This is a genomic window from Rhizobium sp. SVR5-9E (assembly GCF_056755095.1).
Window position 1 is genome coordinate 1 of sequence record NZ_JBNDHS010000171.1, and the last position, 5,456, is coordinate 5,456.

The following is a 5,456-nucleotide window of genomic DNA, read 5'->3' on the forward strand; positions in this document are numbered from 1 at the left end:
GAAAGTACAAGTCCTTGCGTAGGCACAAGCGGCGATCCCGACATTGGCTTTTGCGCATCGCGCAGCGCCAACCTCGGTTGTTCGCCCATTGGCCTCTGCTTCATGGATACGGTCGAACAATGGGAGCCGGATGATGCGAGAGTATCACGTCCGGTTCTGAGAGAGCGTGGGGGTGAAACTCCCCCGCGCCACTCGCCCGGTCGTGACGATCGGCGGGAGGAGACACTGGCTGTGGCGCGCCATCGATCAGGACGGATACGTGCTCGATGAGCTCGTCCAGGCCCGCCGCAACACCAAGGCTGCTAAACGCCTACTGATCCGGCTACTGAAGAAAGCAGGTATGCCGCCCAAGCGGATCATCACCGACAAGCTCCGCTCGTATGGCGCGCGGCCAAGCGAGAAGTTATGCCGGCTGTCGAGCACAAATCCCACAAGGGTCTCAATAATCGAGCGGAAAATTCCCATCTGCCACTGCGGAAGCGGGAGAGGACGATGCAAGGCTTCCGATCCCCGGGAAGTTTGCAGCGCTTCATCTCGATCTTCTCCGCGGTTCGAAATCTCTTCGTCCCCCAAGTCATAAACGATCCGCGCTGTCCACTCACATTCATCGCATCCGCGCAATAGCGCACTGGAAGGCAGTCACCCGCGCTACCGCTTGATTGCAGACGGCTTGCGACAAACACCGCTCACGCTCGATAACGTGACAACTCCATCGCCTGGCATTGACGACTGTGGCTGAACAGAGACAGCGGCGCAAATTTCCTCAATCGGCAGCGCCCGTTCAATGGCTACCGAGACGATGCCCTGATCGGGACGGAGCGCAAACACATTAGTAACGTCTTAGTTATTCGCCGTATCCGCTTGTATCTGATCGCAACGTCACCAGATAGGCTCTAGGGTCTGTGCTCGGCGGATAGTTTAGGTGCCCCAGGAACCGCTCACCGAACATCTCTCCCTCGTCTTGAGGAGTTGATACCATGAAACTACCGAGCATCATAGATATGAAGCCAGAGGAGCGTGCTGCTGTCGTTGAGCGCCTTATTGCGCATCTTGAGTTTGCCTCTCAGGAGGCCGATGTTGCCGGCGATCAAACGACGGCACAGAGCCTTGGAGATTTCCGGACAGTTCTAGAAGAGCACTGCCTTTCGATCTCCGCTGTGCCGGCGTTGTCGTCTACGCGCTTTGTGGAGGAGGCCGTTCGACTACTCGCCGGATTTTACGTGAAGTCCGCGCGGCGGGTGGATGAGGATGCTTGTCGCCCCTTCTAAAGTCACTATGCGATGGATGCAGTTTGCCCCTCCTCCCAATCGTCAATGCAAGGTCCCTCGCGGCCGGTCCAGCTCGTAGCGGCCGCGCAATTCGACTGCTTCGACTATGACGGCGTCCGCGTGATCGGAAGCGTTGCAAGCAATCTCTGAGAAGTTCGCGAGAACGCGATCGCCGAGTTCCTTCAATGGTCACCAGGTCGGGTCCCCTTGATGTTTAGCGATTGATGCCGAGAAGTGCAGCCGTTTACCGAGGGTGCTGAGGACATGTTCGCACTCTTCGATCGCCATTGCGTTGAACGGCTTTGTTTTTGCTATCTCGCGGTCCAGTGCAGGGTGCTTTCCCGACGATGACCGAGAAGGTAGGCGACAATCATTCTCCGAAGAGCTTTAGGTAGGAAGTCGCGCCAGGACGTTGAGGTGAATGGACGCAGTGCGGTGGGCGGGCGGCTTAGGCCATGGCTGGTGCGTTCGAAGTAAAAGCGGAGAATCTGCCGCGCTTTTAGTTCCGCGGTTGCTCATTGCAATCGCCTTCTCGCGCCCCATATCCTTCTCATCGCGGAATGGGAGAACCCGCCGGTCAGTTCGATGCCTTCGCAGGACCGCACAGGCCACCCTGATACTTCCGAAACAGCATCCCGAATGAGCGGCATGGCCCGTGCCTTTACCGTCAACAGGGTACGTCGCCCTACTAAGTTGGCCCCGTCGCCTGACGCGTTTAGCGGCGGATCGCATCTATCTCCGCAAAGGCAATAGCCAGTCCAAATGAACCCTCGGGCCAACCGCCCCTTCGGAGAGAATGCGATGCCTCTGACTTTTCCTAATATAAGCCGAAGTTTCGACGAAAGCCGGGACGGAGTTCGTTTCTCTGGCTACGACGGCGTGTTCGAAGTGCGATTTCTGATTGAGGCGAATGCCTTGCGTACTACAAGCCAGGCGTGCCGCTCTCAGGTGGAGTGCCTGAGCGCTTTCGATGCGTCGCGCACTGCCATTCTCGAAGCCGCAGCCAAAGCCTATGGCCGCGGCGGCAAGCACCGGTACACCCTATCGGCAGACGATATTCGCCGATAGGGTATTACGCCCGCGTCGGTTCGGGCAGGAGACGAAGCCATGTCGGTCGACAGAAAACATCTGAGCATCGTAAGCCCAGCAGCAGCGGGCCTTCCCGAAGAAGCCGATCTTGAATCGGCCGTGTGCAACGCGCTTGCCTGTGCCGGTGAGCTCGATGCGAGCTATATTTTCGTCACGGCGCGCGGGAGTGATATCACGCTCGCCGGCTGGGTGCATGTGAACGAGGAGATTTCTCGCGCCGAGGAGATTGCCGGAAGGATCAAAGGCGTGCGGAAGGTTCACAACGAGCTTTCGCGGGACTTGTAAACCTAGGCGAGCTCAAAATCTAATCCATCGGCGTGGCTGCACGCTGAATTCCGGCCGTGCCGGGAGCGCGAAACCCGGCACTCTTTCCGGGTTTCGCGTGTACGCGACCGAGGCAACATGCTTGGCGTGATAAGGGCGGGGCAGTATGGGCTGCCCCCTAAAGAAAAAGCTCACCGCGCAATAGTCGTAAGCCCTTCGTCCGGCCCGCTAACCAAGCTGGCGTGCGGTGAAGTCGGTGAGGTCGCTCAATAGGCAGTCAGCCTACCATATCTGAGCCGATTGGGCATTGGAGCAGCCAGATCGCATCGATCCAGTATTTTCGAAGCGTTTCTTGAAGACGGACGCTCAAGCCGATGATGACACGAAGCCGAACTACCATTGCACGCTTCCGCATTTGCCACATTGAGAACTGCGGCTTTATGGGTTGTGATACGGACCATTTCTTGCGAGGCCGCCCGCTGGAAACGCCTACCAGTTTGCGTCGCGGGCCTACGCTAGCACATGCAGAACAAATGTGCCCCGCCCTCGTCGCTGCAATTCGTCGATCGCGATCTAGCGAATGTTTCGACTTGCAATGCGTTGCAAATTGATGGCCGACTCGCTGAGTGCAAAGCCTAATGGCGAGACAAAATATCGCCGTGAGGTGCTGCAGCGCGACGGTCCCACGCCAAGACGCCCTGTCGAGCATCAACATGCAATCATGAACGATTGGCTTGAGGAGTGGCTAGGGAGTGATGCCGTACTTTTCGGCCTTCTTGGCCTGAAGTGCGCACTGGGCCTTCTTCTCTGTCTCGACCATCGAATTGATCACCTTCGCCTGCATGCCTCGGGCACTGGTGAATTGCATCCTCGAGGTTGCGTCGAGGTCAGCTATCTTGTCCAGGAAAGCGGTAAGCTTCTCATCGTCAAGCTTGTAGCCGCAGCCATCAGCACCGCCGATGACCTGCGCTGCTTCGTTGGCGAACACGAAATTAGCTGTGTTCAGCGTTTGAGCCGACGCGCTGCCGGCGAGGAGTGCGGCGTAGATGATGCCCAAAAACACGCGCATGCCTAATCCTTCGTTGAGGTTGCACGTGTCACCCGCACTGCAAGCATCGCAAGTAAAGCGTCGCGCTCTGGACCAAACGGCCGCTTATCAAGAAAAACCTGAACAGCAGATTTCGTCTCGTGGCCTCCCGAGGATGGATTACCGCGGTGAAGAACGAAATCCATCTTGGTGATTTCGTTAGTTCCCAAGAACCAGTTATCGCCGTTCGAGCTAGCTGCAAAATGCAAGAGGCAGTTCATATCGATCTCCTTGCTCAAGAGGAAGATGTAGGGCGCTCAGCCAAATTTGCGAACTTTTGCTGATCTCGGCTTTCTTTGACGGGAAAACAAAAAAGGCCGGGGCGAAACCGCACCGACCTTCATCACATCGCATCTCAAACCAGTGCCAATACATCCGTGGTCAAAAGCAGAAAGCGACTGCGGCATTTGCGAGCGACAGATGCATTCCAGCGCTCAATCAGCAATGCCGATGACCGGTATATAGAGGCGTAATGTGTTCATAGAAAGTTCGGCAGCCCCGCGTGGCTGGTTCAGTAGCGCCTAGGACCCATCCCAGCCCCTTGCCGCGGGTTATCTATGCCGCCTGACGTTGTGCGGGATTCCCGCTCTCGTCGTCTGGCGAAGCCGCTTCGAGCAAAGACCATGAAGCGGGAAACTAGCTGGTAGCCCATTTGTGCTCAAGTTTAGCGACCCCCACCATAAATTCGCGCATCTTTGCTGCAGCAACGTCCCCGTCGCTGATGTTGTGTCCTGCCGCTTGAAGATCAGATAGCGCTTTCGAGAGAACTCCAGGGGCTCCACCTTCGAAGCGGGCATCGGTGATCTCATCGGCGTAACCTGTAAAATCATGCCGATCAATGAGGCCTGCGAAGCACTTCGCCAAAAACCTCTCAAGCGCGCCGACTATCCCACATCCGCGATGCAAGCCGCAGAGGGCGCAGATCACCACGAGGAAGTGGTGATTATTCGCCGCATCAAGGCGAGTACCCTCTCGTTGAAAGACTATCCCGCCTCGCTGGCGCGCCGGGAACGGGCATATCCGGATGCAGTCGCGTGCTGGGAGAATGAGGGGGAGCAGTAGGTTCGGCAGGGATAATTCGAAAAGAAGACGGATAGCCACAATGATTTGGCGCAGCGACCTTGTCCGCACGGATCAATTCTACAGAAGCGCATCCAATCCGGACCAGACCACCATTCGCTCCAAGGCTATTACAGAGGCGGTGAAAGTTAACCGGAGCGCAAAGACTTCCAGGCTCCGCCGCGCACGTTTGTTGTGTCAAAGTTCCGCGCTGGCGATCCGGCCATGAGAACAACGGAAACTGAGATCAAATTCGCGCGTCCGTTCATTCTGGGATCGCTGATTGTGCCGCTTGCGGCCGGGGCGGGCCGGCTCAAGGTGGATGAAGGACTGATCGATGGGATCAGTTTTGTCGCTTACCGAAAGGTTGCCGCTTATCTCGAACTGGCCATCAATCGAAACCCCTGCCTGAGGCGGCAACAGTTGCAGGTCCCACGTCGAGATCGAGGCCGTGCTGCTAAAAGACAACTGCCCGATAGCTGAAGTCCCCGAAGATCATGCCTGAGCGATCCTTGCAATTTTATTCTTACAGCAGAAGATGCGGACACATGCCGCCACCCCTCCCTTAGCTGCTGCACATGTTATCCCTTTGGAAGATAGCGTTTGCTTTGTTACCCACGAAGGCGCATGGTCCGGCCTCCAGCAGTCATCATTACGGGCGCTGCTGTTTGAGGGCCGCCAGACCCTAG

At 56.9% G+C, this 5,456-nt stretch carries 7 protein-coding genes and 1 pseudogene; 6 read left to right on the forward strand and 2 right to left on the reverse strand.

What is annotated here, in order from left to right:
- Positions 1 to 199: 199 nt before the first annotated feature.
- The 4 genes and pseudogenes from ACPYOJ_RS33660 to ACPYOJ_RS33675 form a co-directional block, all read left to right on the forward strand.
- A pseudogene (locus ACPYOJ_RS33660) lies at positions 200 to 659 on the forward strand (IS6 family transposase); the annotation flags it as partial.
- Between the two features lie 318 nt (positions 660 to 977).
- Positions 978 to 1,268 carry a hypothetical protein gene (locus ACPYOJ_RS33665; RefSeq protein ID WP_481420116.1) on the forward strand — a complete coding sequence of 97 codons (291 nt, stop codon included), beginning with the start codon at positions 978 to 980 and terminating at the stop codon, positions 1,266 to 1,268.
- Between the two features lie 801 nt (positions 1,269 to 2,069).
- The gene (locus tag ACPYOJ_RS33670; protein ID WP_481420117.1) at positions 2,070 to 2,336 is read left to right on the forward strand and encodes a DUF1488 family protein; all 267 of its coding nucleotides are present in this window, start codon (positions 2,070 to 2,072) and stop codon (positions 2,334 to 2,336) included.
- A 39-nt stretch (positions 2,337 to 2,375) separates the two neighbouring features.
- Positions 2,376 to 2,642, forward strand: coding sequence for a BON domain-containing protein (locus tag ACPYOJ_RS33675; protein WP_481420118.1), 267 nt, complete (start codon positions 2,376 to 2,378; stop codon positions 2,640 to 2,642).
- A gap of 724 nt (positions 2,643 to 3,366) precedes the next feature.
- On the opposite strand, the gene ACPYOJ_RS33680 is transcribed toward ACPYOJ_RS33675, so the two are convergent.
- Positions 3,367 to 3,690, reverse strand: a complete 324-nt coding sequence (locus ACPYOJ_RS33680) for a hypothetical protein (RefSeq protein WP_481420119.1) — start codon at positions 3,688 to 3,690, stop codon at positions 3,367 to 3,369.
- 2 nt (positions 3,691 to 3,692) lie between these two features.
- Positions 3,693 to 3,929, reverse strand: a complete 237-nt coding sequence (locus ACPYOJ_RS33685; RefSeq protein ID WP_481420120.1) for a hypothetical protein — start codon at positions 3,927 to 3,929, stop codon at positions 3,693 to 3,695.
- A 607-nt stretch (positions 3,930 to 4,536) separates the two neighbouring features.
- Between ACPYOJ_RS33685 and ACPYOJ_RS33690 the strand changes: the two genes are divergently transcribed.
- Together ACPYOJ_RS33690 and ACPYOJ_RS33695 are read left to right on the forward strand one after the other, a co-directional pair.
- Positions 4,537 to 4,770: a hypothetical protein gene (locus tag ACPYOJ_RS33690; RefSeq protein WP_481420121.1), complete on the forward strand. Its 234-nt coding sequence runs from the start codon at positions 4,537 to 4,539 to the stop codon at positions 4,768 to 4,770.
- 222 nt (positions 4,771 to 4,992) lie between these two features.
- On the forward strand, positions 4,993 to 5,250 hold the full coding sequence (locus ACPYOJ_RS33695; RefSeq protein WP_481420122.1) for a hypothetical protein: 258 nt from the start codon (positions 4,993 to 4,995) through the stop codon (positions 5,248 to 5,250).
- The last annotated feature ends 206 nt before the right edge of the window (positions 5,251 to 5,456 follow it).